At 67.8% G+C, this 20,024-nt stretch carries 14 protein-coding genes and 5 pseudogenes; 8 read left to right on the forward strand and 11 right to left on the reverse strand.

The annotated features are described in order from the left end of the window. Positions 1–778: 778 nt before the first annotated feature. From ACQEVM_RS36955 to ACQEVM_RS36980, 6 genes are all read left to right on the forward strand, one after another. Positions 779–2,359: an AbfB domain-containing protein gene (locus tag ACQEVM_RS36955; RefSeq protein WP_433086812.1), complete on the forward strand. Its 1,581-nt coding sequence runs from the start codon at positions 779–781 to the stop codon at positions 2,357–2,359. Positions 2,360–2,411: 52 nt separating this feature from the next. Beyond that, complete coding sequence (locus ACQEVM_RS36960; protein ID WP_433086814.1) at positions 2,412–2,984, forward strand: RICIN domain-containing protein; 573 nt, start codon at positions 2,412–2,414, stop codon at positions 2,982–2,984. A gap of 35 nt (positions 2,985–3,019) precedes the next feature. Beyond that, positions 3,020–3,658, forward strand: a complete 639-nt coding sequence (locus ACQEVM_RS36965; RefSeq protein ID WP_433086816.1) for an RICIN domain-containing protein — start codon at positions 3,020–3,022, stop codon at positions 3,656–3,658. Between the two features lie 131 nt (positions 3,659–3,789). Continuing rightward, the gene (locus tag ACQEVM_RS36970) at positions 3,790–4,938 is read left to right on the forward strand and encodes a hypothetical protein (protein WP_433086818.1); all 1,149 of its coding nucleotides are present in this window, start codon (positions 3,790–3,792) and stop codon (positions 4,936–4,938) included. A 234-nt stretch (positions 4,939–5,172) separates the two neighbouring features. Next, on the forward strand, positions 5,173–9,483 hold the full coding sequence (locus ACQEVM_RS36975; RefSeq protein ID WP_433086820.1) for a polymorphic toxin-type HINT domain-containing protein: 4,311 nt from the start codon (positions 5,173–5,175) through the stop codon (positions 9,481–9,483). 15 nt (positions 9,484–9,498) lie between these two features. Beyond that, a complete protein-coding gene (locus tag ACQEVM_RS36980; protein ID WP_351921958.1) occupies positions 9,499–9,819 on the forward strand; it encodes a hypothetical protein in 321 nt (106 codons plus the stop codon). 430 nt (positions 9,820–10,249) lie between these two features. Here ACQEVM_RS36980 and ACQEVM_RS36985 read toward each other — a convergent pair whose 3' ends face one another. From ACQEVM_RS36985 to coaD, 5 genes and pseudogenes are all read right to left on the reverse strand, one after another. After that, positions 10,250–11,005, reverse strand: a complete 756-nt coding sequence (locus tag ACQEVM_RS36985; protein WP_433086822.1) for a transposase family protein — start codon at positions 11,003–11,005, stop codon at positions 10,250–10,252. Between the two features lie 156 nt (positions 11,006–11,161). Then, positions 11,162–12,248, reverse strand: a pseudogene (locus ACQEVM_RS36990) (IS630 family transposase). 41 nt (positions 12,249–12,289) lie between these two features. Then, positions 12,290–12,487: pseudogene (locus ACQEVM_RS36995) on the reverse strand (IS982 family transposase); the annotation flags it as partial. 120 nt (positions 12,488–12,607) lie between these two features. Next, positions 12,608–12,813: pseudogene (locus ACQEVM_RS37000) on the reverse strand (LacI family transcriptional regulator); the annotation flags it as partial. Between the two features lie 529 nt (positions 12,814–13,342). Then, the gene (coaD, locus tag ACQEVM_RS37005; protein WP_433086824.1) at positions 13,343–13,885 is read right to left on the reverse strand and encodes a pantetheine-phosphate adenylyltransferase; all 543 of its coding nucleotides are present in this window, start codon (positions 13,883–13,885) and stop codon (positions 13,343–13,345) included. A 316-nt stretch (positions 13,886–14,201) separates the two neighbouring features. Here coaD and ACQEVM_RS37010 point away from each other — a divergent pair, with 316 nt between their 5' ends. Then, entirely contained in the window at positions 14,202–14,633 is a 432-nt protein-coding gene (locus tag ACQEVM_RS37010) for a hypothetical protein (protein WP_433086826.1), read from the forward strand. Between the two features lie 13 nt (positions 14,634–14,646). On the opposite strand, the gene ACQEVM_RS37015 is transcribed toward ACQEVM_RS37010, so the two are convergent. The 3 genes and pseudogenes from ACQEVM_RS37015 to ACQEVM_RS37025 all read right to left on the reverse strand — a co-directional run bounded on the left by ACQEVM_RS37015 (position 14,647) and on the right by ACQEVM_RS37025 (position 16,772). After that, the gene (locus ACQEVM_RS37015; RefSeq protein WP_433086828.1) at positions 14,647–15,522 is read right to left on the reverse strand and encodes an IS5 family transposase; all 876 of its coding nucleotides are present in this window, start codon (positions 15,520–15,522) and stop codon (positions 14,647–14,649) included. Between the two features lie 64 nt (positions 15,523–15,586). Further along, a pseudogene (locus ACQEVM_RS37020) lies at positions 15,587–16,416 on the reverse strand (IS5 family transposase). Between the two features lie 74 nt (positions 16,417–16,490). Next, positions 16,491–16,772, reverse strand: a complete 282-nt coding sequence (locus ACQEVM_RS37025; RefSeq protein ID WP_433086830.1) for a hypothetical protein — start codon at positions 16,770–16,772, stop codon at positions 16,491–16,493. A gap of 30 nt (positions 16,773–16,802) precedes the next feature. Here ACQEVM_RS37025 and ACQEVM_RS37030 point away from each other — a divergent pair, with 30 nt between their 5' ends. Further along, the gene (locus ACQEVM_RS37030; protein WP_433086988.1) at positions 16,803–17,924 is read left to right on the forward strand and encodes an IS701 family transposase; all 1,122 of its coding nucleotides are present in this window, start codon (positions 16,803–16,805) and stop codon (positions 17,922–17,924) included. An 81-nt stretch (positions 17,925–18,005) separates the two neighbouring features. Here the strand turns inward: ACQEVM_RS37030 and ACQEVM_RS37035 are convergent. From ACQEVM_RS37035 to ACQEVM_RS37045, 3 genes and pseudogenes are all read right to left on the reverse strand, one after another. Next, positions 18,006–18,700, reverse strand: a pseudogene (locus tag ACQEVM_RS37035) (IS5 family transposase); the annotation flags it as partial. Positions 18,701–18,996: 296 nt separating this feature from the next. Further along, positions 18,997–19,308: a lamin tail domain-containing protein gene (locus ACQEVM_RS37040; protein ID WP_433086832.1), complete on the reverse strand. Its 312-nt coding sequence runs from the start codon at positions 19,306–19,308 to the stop codon at positions 18,997–18,999. Positions 19,309–19,541: 233 nt separating this feature from the next. Then, positions 19,542–20,015 (reverse strand): hypothetical protein, encoded by a 474-nt coding sequence (locus tag ACQEVM_RS37045; RefSeq protein ID WP_433086834.1) that lies wholly within the window; start codon positions 20,013–20,015, stop codon positions 19,542–19,544. Between the last annotated feature and the right edge of the window lie 9 nt (positions 20,016–20,024).

Raw genomic sequence — 20,024 nt, forward strand, 5'->3', positions numbered from 1 at the left:
TCCCAGACGAGGAGCCCACCGTCCAGGACCAGACCGTGGGGAAGCTGCTCGATGGCGGCCGCGACGAGGTCGGGGAACGGGTCCTGGACTAGCGAGCCCCGTCTCGTTCGGCCATGGCCTGGGTGTTGAGCTTCCCGAAGCGCTCCGTATTCCTTTGCCGAAGAAATCGAGCAGGAGGCGCGGGAAGTTGGTTCTCGCGCGGCCAGGAGGTTGGGAGCGGTCAAGCGCCGTGGCACCTGACCGTACCGGCGAGGCCCAGAAGGTCACGCGGGCAATCGGGCTCTGTCCCGGCAGCAAGTACGATAGTTCGTCGGCGTGTTGCGGTCGGTGTGTCGCGTTGCGGGAGTCGCTGAAAGGCGCGGATTGTACTCCGCCCGTGATACCCGATGATCCGGTGTGTGACTGCACACATTTCCCTTACATCTCTCCTGCGGTGGTGCGGCTGAGGCGGTCCGGAAGCGTTGGGAGCGCCGCGGCCCTTGTGCCATCAGGGCGCGGGGACCGGGGGAGTGTCGCGTGGCGACTCGGTCCGTGTAGTCCTTCGCGTGGAATCAACCTTTCCGGTGTCCGGTTGGAGCGCTCGCTAATCCAGGCAAGCCGACTTGTGGTCGAAGTTTGGCGGAAAGTAACGCATGGATGTGCAAATGTGTTTCCTGATCGGACAGGAATCAGCAAATCCGTTTTGACGGTCTCTTTGCGATCTTCAAGACTGCCCCTCCGGCCGCCCCGCGCCCTCAGTAACTGTGTGCGGGAGCTAACAGGGGGATCCGAAAACAGTATGAAGAAGCACCACTCGAACTCCGCCCGCGTGCGGATGGCGGTCACCCGAGGACTGGTGACCGCAACAGCTCTGGCCTCCGTCACCGGCATGGCCGCGCCCCTCGCCGTCGCGGCTCCGTCGGGCACCGTGTCCGCGGCCGTCGGGATCGGCACCACCGAGAAGCAGCGGGTGGACGCCGCCTCCGTGGTGCGCCTCGAACCCGGCCCGGACGTACTGCTGCTCAGCGACAACGACTTCATCCACGCGCTCTGGCAGAAGGCCCGGGACGGCGGGGAGAACTTCGAGTCCGTACGACTGGCAGCCGAGGCCGCCATGATGAGCGAGGTGGCCGAGGATCACATCCGGTTCATCTCCACCGGCATCCACGCCGCGTACGCCGTCGACAAGCAGCGCGAGAAGGACAAGGCCGACACCGCCCGCGCGGCCCGCCTCGCCAAGTCCCAGGCACTGATCGCGGTCGGCATCCCGAACGGCCCCGACCTGCTCGAACTGAGCGACGACAACTTCATCCGCGCCGTCATGCGCCACGAAGCCGCCGGGCCCGAGGTCCGCGCCGCCGCCGCGCGGGCCCTGGCCGGTGACGCCGCCGCCTGGCAGGAGTTCATCATCAACGGCGCCCGTGAGGCCCACCGACGCGACGTGGCCAACGAGCTGAAGGAACTGGAGGCGAAGAACCGCGCCGAGGCCGAGCGTCGCAGGGAGCTCGCCGCACGTATCGACAGCGCCGCCCTGTTCCGCCTCACGCCGTCCGAGGCCATGCTCGCCCTCGGCGACGACAACTTCATCCGCGAACTCCTGCGCACCGCACCGGCCGACTTCAAGGACAGCGAGCTCTTCGCGGCGGCGCAGCGCGCGGTCCTCAGCCCGGATCCGGCCGTGTGGAGGCAGTTCATCCACACTGGCGCCGAAGAGGCGTACAGGAAGGACGCCGAGGCGCGTCGCAAGACCGTCGCCGCCGCGAACCGCCGGCTCGCGCTGCAGGTCCAGACCGCCGCCGAGAAGACCGGGATGAACCCCAACCTGGTCGCGGTCGCGAAGAAGGCGTTGGCTGGCAGCGACGAGGAGGTCGCGCGGTTCCTCAAGGAAGACAGCCTGTACCGGGCAAAGCGGCAGTCTCTGCAGCCGGCGAGCGGCAAGCCGGTCGGCTACATCGTCCGGCAGTCCGGCGTGGATGCCGGCGAGGCGTTCCTCGCCCCGGTGTCGGTGAGTTCCCAGCAGGCCGACCGTGAGGACGCCACCTGGATCGTGGTGTCCGCGCTGGGGGGCCAGCCGGGCTGCTACTCCTTCGAGTCGGCCCGCAAGCCCGGTTACTACCTGGCCGAACAGGACCTGCGGGTCAAGATGATCGCGAACGACGACAGCGTGCAGTTCAGCAAGGACGCCACTTGGTGTGCCAAGAAGGGTCTGAGCGGCTCCGGCACGTCCTTCGAGTCGGCGAGCCGGCCGGGCCGCTTCCTGCGGCAGTACTGGGGCGACCTGTACGCGGCCAACAAGGCGGGCGGCAAGAACCGCTACGACGCGGAGAAGGACTTCACCCAGGACGCGTCCTGGAAGCTCACCACCCCGCTCGCGCCCTGATCGCAGTCGGCCGATTCCTTTCCTGCAGACCTGAGTAGAACGGAAACCCTCCATGTCTCGGATCGTCCGATCCGTCCTGGCCGTCGGGGCCAGTGTCGCCGTGCTCGCCGGCGGTGTGACCGCTGCCGTCGCCGACGAGCAGCCCACCCCGGTCGCCGCGATCGCCGCGGCCCCGCCGGCCGTACAGCTCAAGGTCGAGCACACCGGTCAATGTCTCGCCATCCCCGCCGTCAGCCTGCGCAACGGTGCCAAGGCCGTCCAGTCCGCGTGTGCCGACGGCGCCGACAACCAGCGGTTCGACCTCGTGCCCACCGGCGCCGGCACCTTTGAGCTGCGGGCCGTGCACAGCGGCAAGTGTCTGGAGGCCGAGAACTCCGGCACGAGCGCCGGCACGCTCGTCCAGCAGTGGTGGTGCGTGGAGGCGCCGCAGCAGCGCTGGCGCCTGGCCATGGTCGACATCGCCAAAGAGCTGTACGAGCTGCGACCCGCCCACACCCCGCCGAACGTGAACCGCTGCCTGGACATCGCTGCCTCCGGCAAGGAGGACGGTGCGAGCGCGCAGTTGTCGGCCTGCAACGGCAAGGCCTCCCAGAAGTGGCGCCTCCAGCCGATCACGGCCGCCTGAGCACCCTGAACACGCGAAAGGAAACAGATCCCAACATGTCTCGGATCATTCGGACCATCAGGGCCGCCCTGGCCGTGAGCGCCACCGTCGCCGTGCTCGCCGGCACCGCGACCGACGTGTATGCCGAAGGAAGCCCCGACGGCCGCACCGCCGCGGGCGAGGCCGCCGCGGCGGCGCGCGAGGCCGCCCTCAACGCGGCCGCCGCGGCGCAGGAGGCCAAGTCCCGCGTCGGCATGCCGCAGACGGTCATCCAACTCACGGCCGCCCACAGCGGCAAGTGCCTGGACATCGAAGCCGGCAAGACCACCAACGGCATCCACGTCCAGCAGCACACCTGCGGCGGCACCACCGCCCAGCAGTGGACCGCCGTCGCCACGGCGGGCGGGAGCTTCGAACTGCGCTCCGTCCTCAGCGGCAAGTGCCTCGAAGTGGAGAACGGCGGCACCAAGCCCGGCTCCGTCATCCAGCAGTGGGCGTGCGCGGGCAAGGAGCATCAGCGCTGGCAGCTGATGCTGGTCGACCCCGTCCGCAAGCTGTACGAGCTGCAGCCGGCGCACGCCGACGGCATGTGCCTGGACGTCCCCGGCGCCAAGGAAGACGACGGCGTCGACACGCAGCTGTACACGTGCAACCGAACGGCCGCCCAGCTGTGGCAGGTCCAGCAGGTCACGTGAGTCTCGGCTCGGGGCGCGTGAGCGCGTCCACCGAGCTTCGTGGAGGGGGCGGGGCCGGCTGTGTCGCCCTGCCCCTCCACTGCTGAGAACACGTTGAACACGTTTCTGGTTTTCCCAAGGGGGGTTCTGAGTTGAGTGGTCAGTGGTGGGGCACGCGGGCGCTGGGCGTCGCTGTGTTGGCCGGCGGGATCGCGATCGCGGGCGTGGGGCCCGCGTGGGCCGATGCCCGCACCGGAACGGTCACCGCGCCGTTGCCCGTCGTCGCAGGCAAGTCCGCCGTCTTCACGGTGCCGGCCGGCGCAGACGGGCAGGCACTCTCGCCCGAGCTGACCGCCGCCATCGAGGAGGCGCGCCGACAGGTGACGTCGATGGCGAAGACGCACCCGGCCGCCGAGGTACGCACATCGGCGTGGAACGCGCTCCGCAGCTCCCGCGGGGATGAGGCACTCCTGGAGTGGTTCGCACCCGGTGCCGGCTTCGACTACGCGAAGCAGCGGGCGCGGGAGACCCGTGCCCGCAACAAGGCGTTCTGCGAGCGGGTGGCCGCCACGCACACGGTGGGGTTCTCCCCCGAGGTGCGGGCAGCCGCGACGCGGGCGTTGAAGGGCAGCGCCGCCGAGCAGGCGGCGTTCGTGACGACGGGATACGCGCAGGCACAGCAGCTCGACCGGGCGGCGCGCGAGTCCGGGGAGCGGCAGCGGCTGGAAGTCACCTCCAAGGAAAAGGACTTCGTACGCGACCGCGCTGATCAGGATGCGGGCGAGCAGGTACGGGTCGCAGCGCGGTGGGCACTGCGGCCGGGCGCCGCGGACACGGACGTCGCGGAGTTCTTCGGCTACGGCTGGGCGACCGGCGCCGCGCTGGACCTGGAGGCCTACCGGACGCGGGTCGCCGATACGGAAGCGGTCCGACAGAACACACTGACGCGCCTGGTCAGGGAGGCCACGGACGCCGAGGCCGCCGTGCGGGGCGCGGCGGACGGGGCCAAGGCCCGCGCCGATGCGGAACGCGCCTGGAAGGCACTGTCCGAGCACTCCGATGCGGCACGGCGCGCATGGCTCACAGAGCAGGCCGCCGCGACCGCCCAGGCGGAGAACTGGCGGGCCGTCGCGGCCCTGTCACGCGAGTCGGCGCAGGAGCTCTGGAAGTCGATCTCGGCCACCGCGGAGACCAACGAGAAAGCCTGGTCCAGCGAACAGAGCCGGGCGCAGGAGGCGGCGGCGTTCTGGCAGACCATGCACGACCGGGCCCAGGACGGCGAGAACCGCACCCGCGGCTGACCCGAGAACGCGTGGCCGGCCTGGGGCCGGCCACGCCGCCCTGTACCAAGCCGACCATCCCCATCCCGTCCTGACCAGGGCGGGCAAGGGCTGCACGGCATTCGACCATTCCGCCCCTGACCAGGGTGGGCAATTTCCTGATTCATTCGTCTAGGGGGTTTTCCCGTGTGGGGAAGTTTCCGGCCCAGGGCCGGAAGGCCACGCCTCGGCGTGGCCGCGAACGTACGAAGAGGCGTGTCCATAGCGGTCGCCTTGGCGGTGCTGGGCACCGTCACCGGCGAGGCCGCTGCCGCGACCGCCGCACGCGACGAGAAGCCGTCGCTGACGCGGACGGTGCAGTCGTTGGACCAGCTGGTGGCGGGGCTGAAGCCGAAGACCGTCGCCGCGCCGTCGGCCGTCGGAAAGTCGCAACTCGACCGGATGAGCGACGAGCGGGACCGCCAGCTCGTCGAGGACTTCGTCGAGTTCGACGAGGACGAAGAGGTCCGCGAGGCCGCCAAGAAGGCCCTCGCCAGTTCCGACCCGAACGCGATCCGGGACTTCCTGCAACATGGTGTGGCCGAGGCCCGCCAGCGCGCCAAGGACAAGAAGGCCGGAGCCGACGTCGAGACCCGCCGGCAGATCGAGGCGCTGCGCGGCACCGGTGGCTCGTTCTTCAACACCGAGGTCGAGCGGGTGCTGAAGGGCACGCCGCAGGACCGCTCCGACTTCCTGGCCTTCGGCGCGGAGATCGCCAAGCAGCGTGACGAGGCACAGAACCAGAACGCCGCCAAGCGCGCGGAGGAGTTGCGCAAGCGCGTCCAGATGCTGGCGTCGGTGGGCGGCCCCGCGGTGAAGCGGGCCGCGCAGGCCGCGCTGGACGCCAAAACCGACGCGGCGATCACGGAATTCCTGGAGAAGGGCTACCAAGCCGCGTCGCAGCAGGACGCCGACGACCAGGCCGCGCACCTGAAGGCGCTGAAGGAGGCCACGGAGGCCGCGGAGAAGCTGCGGGATCTCGCCCGCAGAACCGCTGTCGCCGCCGAGGCCCGTACCAAGCTGATCGCCGTGCACGGCGACGCCGTCAGGGCGCTGGAAGACGCTTCCAACGCCATGTCGTCGGCGGCATCCGCCTCCCGCGAGGCGGACCGGATGCTGGCGGCCGACCGGGCGGGCAAGCGGCTGTCGAACTACGACAAGGTCAAGGCCGAGGTCGCGCGTCAGGTCGGGTACGCCCAGGACGCCGCCAAGGCGGCGCAGGTCGCGGCCCTGCGGGCCAAGGTGCAGGCCGATGTCCTGGTGCAGACCGGCCTGGAGCACGGCGTCCAGTGGTCCGAGGTCGCCTCGGGCATCGCCGCCGCGGCGGACGCCGCGTGGAAGGCCGGTCAGACGGCTCAGCACGCGGTGGACGCCACCGCCGCCACCGCCGCCGGCCTGAACGCCAAGAACCAGGCCGAACTGCGCCAGCAGCAGGCCAAGTTGTGGCGGGCGAACGCCGAGGAGCACGCTCGGGCCGGGGCCCGGATGGCCGAGGCCGCAGACAAGCAGGCGAAGATCGCCGCGACCGCCGCGGCGCGCGCCAAGGACGCGCGCGTGGCGGCCGAGCAGGCGGAACGCGAGGCGTGGGAGCACGCCCGCAAGACCCGCGAGAACCGCATCGAGGCGGAGCGTCAGGCGGTGATCGCGGCCGAGCAGCGCAAGATCGCCGAGCGCGAGCGCGACCTCGCCGCGGCGGCCCGGGCCCGAGCCGAGCACGAGCGGGACATCGCCGCGGCGGCCCGTGCCCGCGCCGAGGCCGAGGCCCGTACGGCCTCCGCCGCCCGTGCGCAGGCACAGGCCGCCGCCGCGACGGCGGCGTCCGCGCGGGCGGACGCCGCCCGCCAGGACGGCATCGCCGCCGAGTCGGACCGCCAGGCACGGACGGAGGAGACCAACGCCCGCAACGCCCGTGACGCCGCGCGCGCGGCCGAGCAGCGACACCAGGCACAGGAATCCCGTGCCCGGGCGACCGAGTCGATGGCCGCCTCCGGCCGCGGCACGATCCACGCCGCCGAGGCCCGGGCCGCCGCAGACGCGGCGCGCGCCGACGCCGACACGGCCGGAACGGCGGCCGGTGAGGCCCGTGGCGCCGCCGACACCGCGAGCGGTGCGGCCATTCGGTCGCGCTCCGCGGCGACGGAGGCCGCCGGTGCGGCCGCCCGGGCACGGGCTGCGGCGGCCGAGGCCACCGCACACGCCGCGCGGGCCAACGCCGCTGCCAACAAGGCCGAAGCCGCAGCATCCGCGGCGAACGCGGCGGCCAACAAGGCCGAAGCGCAAGCCGCGGCCACGCACGCCGCGGCCCAGCGCGCCAACCAGAAGGCCGCGGAGGCCACGGCCCAGGAGGCCCGCGCCGGCATCGCCGCGCACGAGGCCGGCCGGCTCGCCGGCCTGGCAGCCATGGCGGCGAACAACTCCTACCAGGCCGCGAACCGCACCAAGGAAGAGGCGGAGGGCGCCGTCCGCGAGGCGGCCATGGCGCGTCTTCAGTCGACCATCGCCGTCAGGGCGTCGGCCGCGGCACGCAGCACCGCCGCCGGCATCGCCGACCCCGCCAACACCGCGATCGCGCTGACCGCGCCGTTCGCGGGGAAGGACGTCGACGCCGACTTCGCCGCCGAAGTAGCCGCCGCCGCGCAGCAGATGGGCACCGAGCAGGTCACCGCGGCCGAGGCGAAGGCCACGGAAGCCGTGAAGGCCGCCGAGGCTGCCGAGGCCGCGGCCAAGGGGGCCAACGCCCAGGTCGCTCCGGCCTTCAAGGCCGCGGCGGACGCGGCGCGTTCGTCCGCGAACGCCGCGCGTTCCGCCGCCGCGGCCATGAGGTCCGCGGCGCAGGCCGCCGAGGACGGCGCCAAGGCCCGCACGGCCGCCGCGCGCGCCAACCAGGCCGACGCCCAGGCCCAGGCCGACGCGAAACTCGCCCGCGAGGCCGCCAACAGGGCCTTCGCGGACGCGACGGCGGCCCGCAACGCCGCCAACCAGGCGGAAGCGGAAGCCTCCCGCGCCCGGGGCGCCGCCGCCGAGGCCGACAGCCACGCGGTCGCCGCGAACAGCGCCGCCAACCTGGCCGAGCACGAGGCGAGCGTCGCCCAGGGCGCCGCCGCCCAGGCGGAGAAGGACGCCGCGGACGCCAACAAGTTCGCGGAGTCGGCCGAGGGCCACGCCAAGTCCGCCGAGGCCGCGGCCAAGAACGCCAACACGTACGCCCACGAGGCGGACGAGGCGGCGAAGAAGGCCGAGGAGTATGAACTCGAACAGCAACGAAAGGCCCGCGAAGCGGCGGCCAAGGAGGTCAAGGAGGGCGGCGACCAGCACCCGAAGCTGACCGAAGCGGAGATCGCGGCGCTGAAGGCGGCCGGCATCACGCCGGAACAGTGGGAGGCGGCCCGCCAGCTGGACAAGAAGGGCTTCCTCGACTTCCTCGTCGAGAACGGCGGTCAGATCGTCGTCGACCTCCTCTTCGAAGACATCAAGAATTGCTTCGAGAAGCCCAACTTCGAGGACTGCTTCTGGGCCGCGGTCGGCGCCCTTCCCTGGGGCAAGGCCCTCAAGATCATCAAAGAAATGCCGGCGATCGCCAAAGCCCTCAAGCGCATCGTCACCGGCCTCAACGACTTCCTCGACAAATCCGCCGAAGCCAAGAAACTGTTGGCCAAGGGCGAGGAAGTCCTCGAAAAGCTCCGCAAGAAGGATCCGCCGTGTGTGCCCGGCAAGAAGCACAGCTTCGCGCCCGGCACTCCGGTCCTCATGGCCGACGGCACCAATAAGCCGATCCAGGACATCCAAGTCGGAGAGCAAGTCCTGGCCACCGACCCCGAAACCGGCACAACCGCAGGCCGCACCGTCACCCACCTGATCGTCGGCGAAGGCGACAAGAACCTGCGCGAACTCACCATCGACACCGACGGCGCAGCCGGCCAAGCCACAGGCACCGTCACCGCCACCGACATCCACCCCTTCTGGGTCGACAACCGGCACGCCTGGGTGGACGCCGCAGACCTGAAGACCGGCGACCGACTGCGCACCCCCGAAGGCGAACTCAAGGAACTCATCAACATTCGCGCATGGAACCAACGATTGCGCGTCCACAACCTCACAGTCGATGACCTCCACACCTACTACGTAATGGCTGGCGAGACCTCGATCCTCGTCCACAACGCTGACTGCGGGCCTGACCTGGGTGACTCCTGGACAGCCAAGAAGCCCAAGGATCTTCCCAGCGACAAGGGCGGCTGTGAAGACTGTGCTATGAAAATTATTGAGCTTCTCGGAGGGGGTGAAGTACGGCGGATAGTCCCCAAGAATGCTCCGGGTCTGTGGAGATATAGAGGTCATGACGTGTCCTGGGGAGATCATTATGTGGTGTTCAAAGATGGGCACATCTTTGACGGTTGGACAGGCCGTCGAGGGCAAAGCGAGAAAGACTACATGGCCGAGTGGGAAGATTTCGAAGAGCTCTATGAAATGGAAAAGGGTACGTTGACGCCAATCCCCGGTAGTAGTCGTTACAAGTGGACGCGGAAGTAGATTTGAGGCAGCGTAATGCGTGAAGAAATCGAGGCTGCTCGACTAAGGCCTTCAATGTGGGGGCTGGATGGCTCATTCTCGGAGTATGTGGCATTCCTGATTGGCCTCAATGCGGGCGTGAATGGAACCCTACTTGATGGGTTCGGAGAATGGGTCGCTGGTCGATCAAAGAAGGGCGGAGCTACGCTATTGTGGCCGATTCTCGTATTGAGAGAGTCGAGCGCGAAGGAATTGCAGTCCAATGACTGGCATAACCTGGAAGCCGCTGACGATGCGCGCGCGGTGGAAGTTCTGTTTCATCTGCTGACCGAGTTCGAGGCAGACGTGGCAGGGTGATGGTGGTGGGCTCCATTTACTGGAGCCCACCGCTGGTCTTCGCCTGACCCGTGGTGGCAAGAAGCTGGCCAGGCCACAGGCGCCTCCTTCGAGAATCTTGAGAAGAACAAGAGGAACAACTGGTGGATAGGTGCCAAGATCTATGCGCCGGATCCCGATAACAATGACTATCGCATTCTTGAGAAGGGCGGCCAGTTCCAATGGGTGGGCCCGAAGTGGAATGGGAAGGGTGCAGGTCATTACTGCGGGGTAAGCTCATGGATATTCCAAGGTGTTGAGGGGTGAGGGGGCGGCGGTCGTGGATACTGAGATCCTGGCGCAGGCAATGAAGGATTGCGGTCTGAGATTTCTGGGATTCATGCGCGGAACGGGAATCCCTCCCTATCTCGCGGGGATGGTTACGTCCTGCGGTACTGAGCCTTTTCCAACCTCAGGTTGAGGCGTGGTGGAGGACGAGGACTGCCTTCACGATGTCGGTGATCCGGTTGGTGCTGCAGCGGAGCTTCCGCAGGAGGCGCCAACCCTTCAGCACGGCCATGGCCTGCTCGCCGACGCACCGGATCTTGGCGTGACTGCTGTTGTGCCGTCGCTTCCAGCGCCCCAGCCGGCGGCCCGGGAAGGGGACTCGAATGTGCCGACCGGCGCCTTGGTAGGCCTTGTCCGCCCAGCACTTCAGGCCCACAGCGGCGAGCGCGTCGACGATGCCATGGCTTCGGGCCGCGGTCAGGTCGTGAGTGGCTCCGGGCAGGGCTGGTGACGCCCAGAGCAGTCGGCCGAACGGGTCGGTGAGGACCTGGACGTTCATGCCGTGCCGCTTGTGGTTTCCCGAGTAGTAAGGGGTGTCGGCGGCGATCCGGTCGATCGGCAACAACGTGCCGTCCAGGATCACGAACGCTTTCGTCCGGGCCGTCTCCATCGCCGTGGCCAAGGTCGGTGCGCGAGCGGCCAGGACATCGATGGCCTCGCGTATGTACCGGTAGACGGTCGCGACGCCGATTCCGAACCCGGCGGCGAGCCGGGCATAGGTGTCGCCGCACCGAAGGTGGGCCAGGGCGAGCAGGGCCTGACGGCCGACGGGCAGTCGCCGCCACCGCGTACCGATCTCCCGTTGCCGAACTGCGAGCTGCTCGGTCAGGTGCCGCAGGGTACTGCTGGAAAGATCGATCGACGACGGGTAGACAAGCACGCGAAGCTCCTGGCGGCACGGGTGATCTTGGTCGAGAACCCGTCTACCAGGAGCTTCGTCGTTCCGTACAGCTCACACCGACCAACACCACAGCCCCACCGTCAGGTTGAAAAGGGCTCAGTGAAATAGGCGCCGGTCCACAGAACAGCCGGCCCGCTACTGACCTTGTAGTCGTGGTGTCGTAAGGATGAGGCCGGTGCCGGTGAGGCATCCATCGATGATGTCGCTGCGGTAAATTGGATCTGGCGGAGGCCGTGTCGTAGTTGGCGGATGAGGTGGTCCGGATCGGTGAAGGCGGTGTTGGCCTGGCTGGTCCGGCGGAGGACCGACCAGATGCCTTCCACTGGGTTGAGGTCGGGTGCGTAGGGCGGCAGGTGGTAGGCGGTGATCCAGTCCTGTGCGTCGATGAAGGCCCGCATGCGGCGGTCTTTGTGGACGTTCAGGTTGTCCCAGATGAGGACGATGGGTCCGTCGAGTTGCTGGTGGGCGGCGATGAGGAGGTCGCGGTACTCGGTCCAGGCGAAGCTCTTGCGGCCACCGCTCTTGTGATCGGTATGTCGTTTGGGCCGGTAGATCAGGCGGGAGCGTTCGCCGGGTTTGTAGCAGCACAGGGCGGCGATGGAGAAGCGGCGCTGGGAGCGTCCGCGGACCCGGATGACCGGTGTGGTTCCGCGTCTGGCCCAGGTGCGGGAGGTCGGCGGCGTCATCGAGAATCCTGCTTCGTCCTCGAAGACGAGCCAGGCCCCGAGCGCCGCCGCGGTGGTTCCACGTGCGGCCACACGTCCTTCACCCAGCCGGCCACCGCCGCCTCGTCGCGCTCGACGGCACGACGGGCCGGAACCTGATGACTCCAGCCGTGCCGACGCGGCATCTGGGAGATGCCCGACAGTGTCATGGACTTGTGGAACCGCCGCCCGATCAACGTCTTGATCCGGGACAGCGTCCATCTCTGATCAGACCAGCCATGCGCGACCGGACCCTTCGCCAACTCCTCCTCGAGCACGGCGAACAGCCGGTCATTCAACTTCGGACAGGACGCCGGGCCACGGGAACGCACCCCGCCTTGACCGGCCGCCCGCCAGGCTTGCCGCCATCGCTGGACGGACCGGACGCTGACCCGTAACTCGCTCGCGATCTCCGTACTGCCTCGCCCCTCGGCGAACATCGCGACCGCTTCCATCCGGACCCGCTCACGGAACGCCTGCCTCTCCGCGGTCAGACCCCCACCCTGCGGATACCTCATACACCCGGCATACCGCGACGATCACCGATCGTCAGCCCCTACGACAAGACAACTTCAAGGTCAGTAACTGTGTCCGGCTCACGATCCAACATCGCGGTAAGCGCCTCGCGCTCATCCAGCTTCGGGTTCGCAAGGGACCACAAGATCGGCATACCGGTTGGGGTGCACACCAGGTATAGCCGCAGGTCACAGAAGAATCGGGAATGGCTGGCGCAGTATCCGTATCCGGCCGCGTCGACAGGGGCTGGGGTGTCCTCTCGGGGAGTGCCACCGCCCGACGAAGGTGATGCCTGGGCCGATGAGCCGCCAGGGGCCGGCCAGCGCGGCGACCTACACCTGTCGCTGGAGCAGGAGTTCCAGTCCACGTAGTCGGCCTGGGAAACGCCGCCGGTGGTCTGGGTGCACAGCACCGGGGTCAGTCCCTGTTGCGCCAGCGCACCCCCGATGGCCTCGGCGAAGGCCGGGAAACTGGGGTTCTGGAGGTCCGGCTGCACCAATCCGACCAGCCGGGCGCGTTCGCCGCGCAACTGGGTGGGCGCTCGTAGCCGAGCACGTAGAGAGCGGTGCAGCAGAGCGGTCGCGCCGGCAGCCGTGACCGCACCCTGGGTTCGCGCGGTGCAACCCAGCCTCCAGGTGGCAGAGGCAACGAGGGAGCCGGTGAGCAGTGCCTCGGGTGCTGCGCCCTCTTCGATGAGCGCCAGAACGCGGCCGAGGAGACCGGAGTCGGCACCGGTCGGCGGTGGCAGCATGGAGCCGACCATCAGGAGGGCCGCCAGGCCCGCGCCCAGCACGACAAGGGTGCCCAGTCCCGCCACGACGCCGAGGCGGGTCTGGCCCGCACGGATGTTACCCACCGTCAGCTGCCACCGTGCACCGTCTCGATCGCCGTGCGTCGAAAGGGCGCGTCGAGCTTTCGCCGCAGGGTACTGACGCTCTCCGGCGAGATCGCGACGGACTGGCTGCCGGAGTGGAACCGGGAATCCATCCGCTGGAGCTCCTGTAAGCATCGCCGCGGCCAAGGACCGTCGCCTGTGCACCTCAAGGCCCGTCCGACGCGCCGCGGGGCCATCCGCTGGAGAGCCTCGCTCAAGTCGTCATTCGGGGACCCGGTGCTGTTGACCCATCGCGGTGACGAGGGTGGAGGAGATGTGGGCCAGGGCGGGGTCCGCAGCGATGAAGACAGTTTCGATGCCGACCAGTTCGTGGTTCATGTGGGCCATCGGCATCTCGTACTCCAGGTCGGTAACACCGCGGACTCCGCGAATGACGACGTCGACTCCGACTCGGCGGCAGTAGTCGACCAGCAAGCCACCGGTGTGGGAGTCGACTGTGACGTTGCTCAAGTCGGTTGCTGCCGAGCGGAGTCGGTCCAGCCGTTCCGTGATGGGCAAGCGGCCGGTCTTGTTCGGATTGAACATCACGCACACGACGACCTCGTCGAACATGAGGGCAGCACGCCGAAGTATGTCCTGGTGTCCTTGAGTGATCGGGTCGAAGGATCCTGGGAAGAGGGCTCGCATGATCGGAAAGAGTAACAAGTGGGCCGCGCCGGTAGTGCAGGGCCAGGGCAGCCAAAGCGCCAAGGCAAGCGTGACAGGGAGAACGTCCAGCGGGACGGGACAACCGCACCTGGCCATGGCCGCCCACGCCTGCCTCAGCGTCCTGCGGGCCCGCGAAATCAACACCGGGAAAGCAGAAACGGATCCTCCCAGCTCATCCCCCTCACCCTCCCCGAACTCCGACGCCTGATCAGCGGGCTCATCCGGCCCCGCTCGAGCATCGACCACGTCCTGCACTGGTCCCACTGGCGCCGACGACGACAGTTCCAGGCACGGGTCAGCCACTACAAACGCCGTGGCCACACGCCACCAGAAGCTGCCCAACCATCACAGCAAGCACCGTTGCAGTACTAGGGCGTGTATCGGAAGCGGATCATGCACGTAGGGTGTCGGCATGTCGCTGAGCCACATAGCCCTCTCATCCGGTCGTTCGATCGAGCTCACCGAGCTGCGGATGTCTACGACCTATGGGGGGATGCTGGAGGGCTATCCGTGTCAGCGCATCAACGACATGCAGGTCAGCGGCCTCCTGCGACGGGCCGAGCATGCGTTCTCCTTCGCGCCGGTTCATCTCGTTCCGCCCTCCCGCGAGTACCCGGACCAGTCAGCTGGCGCCTTCGGCCCCGTTGAGGTGCTGCCGTCTGTGGCTTGCATCGGTGTTTTCGGCTCTACAGCGGTCGATCCTGAACTCGACGCAGTGCTGCACCGATCCGCTCTCATCGTGGCCTGGTTTCAGGTCACCCCGGATGTCCCGTCGGGCGAGAATGCTGATCTTGCTCTTCGCGGCATTCGCTGGGAAGAGCTGGCCCAGGACTACGAGCTCTAGGGACACGTGCTGATCACAACCACTCGTTGATGGCCGCTACGAGGACGGTGGCCTCATAGCGGACCGCGAGCTTGTCGTAGCGGGTGGCCACGGCCCGGTGCCTCTTGAGTCGGTTGATCCCGCACTCGACCGCGTGGCGCTCGCGGTAGTCGGCCGGGTCGAAGTGCGGTGGCCGGCCGCCGCGGGAGCCGAACTTCTGGCGGTTGCGTGCCTGGTCGGCCTTGTCGGGGATGGTGCAGCGGATTCCGCGGCGGCGCAGGTAGGCGCGGTTTCTGTAGGAGGCGTACGCCTTGTCCGCGCGGACTCGGTTGGGGCGGACGCGTGGCCGTCCCGGCCCGATGCGGGGCACCCGGACCTTCTCCAGTACAGGTTCGAACTGCGGCGAGTCCCCGCTCTGCCCGGCCGTAATCACGATCGACATGGGCCGCTGACCTTGCTCGACGGCCAGGTGCAGCTTGGTGGTGAACCCGCCGCGCGAGCGTCCCAGTCCGTGATCTCCGGGCTCGGTGAACACACCTCCCGGCGGTTCCTTCTGCAGGTCACCCTGTTTGCGGGCCCCAGCCGCGTGCTGATGAGCGCGGCAGACCGTGGAGTCGACGCTCAGGTCCCACGTGATCGTACCCTTCGCGTCCGCCAGAGCCTGGAGCCGCGTGAAGATCCTGTGCCAGATGCCGTCCCGCTGCCACCGGCGGAACAGGTCATAGATCCGGCCCCACGGTCCGTACTCGATGGGCACGTCCCGCCACGGAACACCGGTCCGAACCCGGAACCGTATGCCGTCGATCAGCTGCCGCCGGGTCCAGACGGGCGGCCGCCCCGGCTTCTTCCCCTTCGGCAACAACGGCGCCAGCACCGCCCATTCTTCGTCCGTGAGATCTCCCCGCCCCATGAACCGTGATCATCCACGCTCAAGATCCACTTTGGACACACGGCCTAGGAGTTGTCTTCAAATGTCACGCCCACATCAGGAGCGAGGCGAGGGTGACGGCTGCCTGGTAGGACTCGGCGGTCTTGTCGTAGCGGGTCGCGATGCCGCGCCACTGCTTGAGGCGGTTGAAGCACCGTTCTACGACGTTGCGCCGCTTGTAGAGCTGTTTGTCGAACGTCGGCGGGCGCCCGCCCCGGCTGCCGCGCCGGAGCCGGTTGCGGACCTGGTCGGCTCGCTCGGGAATCGTGTGGCCGATGCCGCGGCGCCGCAGCCAGGTGCGGATGGCCCGGGAGCTGTAGCCCTTGTCGCCCAGCACGTGGACGGGCCGCACTCGGGGGCGGCCCGGGCCGATGCGGGGCACCCGGATCGCCTCCATCACGGTGGTGAACTGGGTGCAGTCGTTGATGTTGCCGCCCGTGACCACGGAGGCGAGCGGACGACCGTAGGCATCGCAGGCCAGGTGAATCTTGCTGGTCAGACCACCTCGGGAGCGTCCGAGGCCGGGACTGCGGAGCCCCCTTTTCGGGCCCCGGCGGCATGCTGGTGGGCTCGCACGACGGTCGAGTCGACCGACACCAGCCAGTCGATGTCGCCGGCCGCATCCGCCCGGGCCTGCGCGGCCCGGAGCATCCGCTCGAAGGTGCCGTCCAGAGCCCACCGGCGAAACCGGGTATGCAGCGTGGCCCACGGGCCATACCGCTCAGGCACATCCCGCCAGGCCGTGCCCGTCCGGAACTTCCACACGATCCCGTTCAGCACGGTCCGGTCGTCCAACCGCTTCCGCCCGAGCAAGGACTCAGGCAGCAGCGGCCGGACGAACTCCCACTCCTCATCAGACAGTTCATGGCGACGTATCACCCAACCATGATCCACCACTCAAGATCTTTTGAAGACACGACCTAGGAAGCCCCCGAAACGCATGACCTCCTTCAGGAGGCCGCATCGTCGTCCAGTCTCACGAGGACAGCGCGCAGTGTCCGGGCGCGGTCGCTGTCTTCTGGCAACCGTGGCATACACGAGCGGAGACGACGCGCTGTCGCCAGTTCGACCCTGTCCGCGCCGAAGGTGTCGATGGCCACGCCGACCGCGTGGAGGGCCCAGTACTGGTTGAAGTGGATGTTCTCCTCGACGGCCGCGTCCACCAGTGCCCTGAGGCACTGCTCCTCCGGCGCCGCGTACAGGCGCGCGTATGCGGTTAGTACTGCAATCACACTTATGAGTGTGATTGGGTGGACTTTGGGGTGGGTCGTGTTGAGGCCTGGCGTGGTGTCGTGTCTGGGTTACATGCGCGCTTCGCGGGGCGTTTTGGCAGGTCGGAGCCTCGTGGGCGGGCGTTGGCGTATGTGCTTGGGTTGATCTCGCCGTTGGAGCGGAAGAACGGTTGGTCGCTGGCCGAGCGGGCCGGTAAGGGGCGCCCGATCGGGATGCAACGCCTGCGCGGTGAGGCGAGCTGGGACGCGGACGGCGTCCGGGATGACGTTCGGGACTTCGTGGTCGAGACGATCGGCGCCAGGGACGCGGTGCTGATCGGGGACGACACCAGCTTCTTGAAGAAGGGCGTCAAGTCCGCCAGCGTGCAACGTCAATACTCCGGGACCGCGGGCCGCACGGAGAATTGCCAGGTCGGAACGCTTTTGGCCTACGCATCCGAACGGGGGCGGGCGTTGATCGACCGGGAACTGTATCTGCCCGCTTCCTGGACGGAGGACCGTGAGCGCTGCCGGGCCGCCAGCATCGGGGACGAGGTTCTGTTCGCGACGAAGATCGAACACTTCAAGATGATGCTTCAACGGGCTCTGTACGCTGAGGTTCCCTTCGCGTGGGTGACCGCGGACGAGGCATACGGGCAGTCCAAGGGGCTTCGATACTGGCTCGAACAGCGCGGTGTGGCACATGTGTTGGCCACGCGGGTCAGTGACACCGTCATCACGACCGCCGGCGGCGAGTCACGGGTTGACGTCCTGGTGGCGGGGCTGCCCCGCCAGGCGTGGAAGCGGCTTTCGGCCAGCGCGGGCTCCCACGGACAGCGGCTCTATGACTGGGCACGTGTTTCGATCCGTATCTGGTGGGAGGACGGCGTCGGTCACTGGGTCCTGGCCCGCCGCAGCCTGCGCGATCCCAAGGAGATCCCCCACTACGTCTGCTTCGGCCCGACCGGCACCCGTTTGAAGGACCTGGTCAGGGTGGCCGGGGCGAGGTGGGCCGTGGAGGAGTGCTTCCAGGCTGCCAAGCAGGAATGCGGCCTGGACGACTATCAAGTCCGTCGCTACGACGCCTGGTACCGACACATCACCCTCGGCATGGCCGCCCTCACCGCCGTCCGCGCTGCCGAACTGCCAAAAGGGGAACAAGCGGTGGCCTGATACCACTGTCCGTGGCAGAGATACGCCGCCTCATCGGCTACCTCCTCCACCCACACCACCTCACCACCCAACACCATCTCCGCTTGTCACACTGGCGACGACCCATCTGTGGCGACCGAGCCGCTGTGAGGACTCGAAGCCTCGGCGGGCGATGCGGTGCTTGATGCCGCGTTCGCGTAACCATTTCCGCAGGTGGGCGTAGTCGTAGCCCTTGTCCGCGTGGAGCTCGGCGGGCTTGCGCCGTCGGCGGCCGCGGCGGGATCGGATGGGCGGTAGGCCGCGGACGAGGGGTTCGAGGGCCTGACTGTCGTGCAGATTCGCGCCCGAGATTCCGACGGAAAGGGGCAGACCGGTCCGCTCAGTGAGCAAATGGATCTTCGACCCGAACTTGCCCCTGTCGACAGGATTCGGACCTGTCAGGCCCCCCTTTTCAAGGCCCTCATGTTCACCGAGTCGATCGCGCAGCGGGACCAGTCCAGCTCGCCGCGGACGCCGAGTTCGTCGAGGACCAGGCGGTGAAGCTTCGCCCACACCCGGGCCTTGCTCCACTCCGAGAAGCGGCGGTGGGCTGTCGCCCCGGACGGTCCGAAGGAGGCCGCTGGCAGCTGCTGCCAGGTACAACCCGACGTGGCCACGAACACGATCGCGGCAAGCACCTCCCGGTCACCGTGTCTGCGCCGCCCTCCACCTTGAGGCCGCGACGGCGCCTCCGGAACCACCCGCTGAAACAACTCCCACAACTCATCCGGCACCAGCCGCTCAACGATCCCCACCATGACCGACAGCCTACCCGCGAGGGCCAAATGAGATGACTTCTAACCCCCGCGCACGGCATACCCGTTGCGCCGCTGGGCCCCGACCTACTCCCCCAGGTCGGGGCCCAGCCACGTTCACCGTCGACCACGAAGCCCGTCCTCGAACCCCACCGCCCCGACGCCCTCAACCGGAGTCACGGCTCAACGCGCGCGGAAGGCGGAAGCAGGTGTGTGCCGGGAGGCTGGCGGGCCACCCGGCACACGGTCGTCACGGCCCCGGCCGCCGCCCGTTCACAGGCGGCCAGCCGAGAGCCTGGTCAGCGGCGGCGGCCCCAGGACTCGGTGTCCGCCGTCCGGTTACGGTCGTCGCGCAGGGTGGCGGTGTCGGAGCGGTTGTCCCAGACGTGGTCACGCTTGCCCTGGAACAGATCGGTGCGGGAGTCGCGGCCGGACCCGGTGTGGATCCGGATGGTGGCACGGCCGCCGATGCGGACGTCGTTGAAGCGGTACCGGTTGCCATCGGAGTTCCCCAGCGTCCAACCACGCAGGTTGACGGCCTGGCGGGTGGTGTTGCGGATCTCGACCCACTCACTGTTCAGGGAACGGGGCGAAGTGCGCGCGGACGGCATGCTCGACCGGCGGGGTAACCCGCCGGTCGGGTGGAGGGTGGAAGCGGCATAAGTTCCGCGAATAAGCGGACCACTGCCGCTTCTCACCTGTCTGCGGTTCTTCACAGGAATACTCGACCTTAACTCAGATCGACCTGACTGTGAGCCCTACATTCCCTGTGTTCGATTAGAAGGATGCCTCATGAGCGATAGCCTCGCAATTGCTCCGGCAGGGCCCTCTGTGCCGTCGCCGCTCATCCCGGCTGCCGCCATTCATCCATCTCACCACGAAGGCGCTGCACGGACGGGTTGAATTCAAGGGAAGGATACTTGGAAAGGAGGTATCCTATCCCGTCGGTCGCGAAATCGAGCGAAGACCGAACGAACTCGCCAATCAGACACTGCGCCGCAGCGCCACCCATGCCTTCGAGTCTGAGATGGTCGCCACTCAACGAGATTCTAATCTCGCCTGAGTGCTCGGTGAAGGTGATGGAAGACGAACCTCCAGTCCGGACTTCACGGATCGCCCAGGCCAGGGCTAGCATGAAATCTAGGAGAGGGACATAAGATCGTTCAAGGAGCGTGACGTCACCTGCCGAGAAGGTCACCCAGCAGTTGAAATACTTGTATCTGAGGTCAATTTCCTCTTCGTTGGACAGATCAAATCTGTTGCGACAAGTGTCCGGGATTTCGCTTTTATCGTTGGGAATGAAGGCGATTGAGACCACTTATTTGCA

This window comes from Streptomyces sp. CA-243310, from assembly GCF_050936775.1.
Classification (GTDB): domain Bacteria; phylum Actinomycetota; class Actinomycetes; order Streptomycetales; family Streptomycetaceae; genus Streptomyces.